Source organism: Nocardia sp. 852002-20019_SCH5090214 (genome assembly GCF_001665865.1).
GTDB classification, from domain to species: Bacteria; Actinomycetota; Actinomycetes; order Mycobacteriales; family Mycobacteriaceae; genus Nocardia; species Nocardia nova.
Genome location: NZ_LZMK01000263.1, coordinates 1 through 545, shown reverse-complemented (window position 1 = coordinate 545; position 545 = coordinate 1). Strand labels below are relative to the sequence as shown.

At 67.7% G+C, this 545-nt stretch carries 1 pseudogene; it reads left to right on the top strand.

Annotated elements, in window-relative coordinates:
- Positions 1–12: 12 nt before the first annotated feature.
- Positions 13–545 (top strand): annotated as a pseudogene (locus tag A5780_RS20185) (hypothetical protein); the annotation flags it as partial.

The following is a 545-nucleotide window of genomic DNA, read 5'->3' as shown; positions in this document are numbered from 1 at the left end:
GGCGGGTGTCTGATGACCGGAAATTCCACCCTCAACCTGTCCGGCCTGCACACCCCCGTCCAGCAGCACCACGACGACACCATTGATCACATCGGCTCCAAATTCGCGATGTTGATCCGCGGCTTGATGCAGGACGTGTTGACCCGCGCCAATGAGAGTGCCCGGCGTCGCCGTGAGGCGTTGAAGGAGCAGGAGCAGCGCGACGCGAAGAAGGCTCGTGAGCAGGCCGCGGCGCTCGCCGCGCAACGCAAGGCCGCCGAGACCGCGCTGGAGAAGATACGCAAGACGGGCTGGGATCGCCTGTCGCGCAGTGAGGTCGCGGTCGCGCTGCACGAGGCTGTGACCTGGTCCGAGGAGTCCGACACCGCGCGGCGCGCGGCGGTCGAGCTGGCCAGCCACATCAAGCAGCGGTGGGGTGTGGAGGTCGACCTGTCCAGCGGGAAGGTCACCGTCGACGAGGACATGACCCCGAAGCTGGCGGCGAAGATGGCCGCCGCCGAACAGGAACGCGCCGCCAAGTCTCGTCTGGCCACCGCCCAAGACCG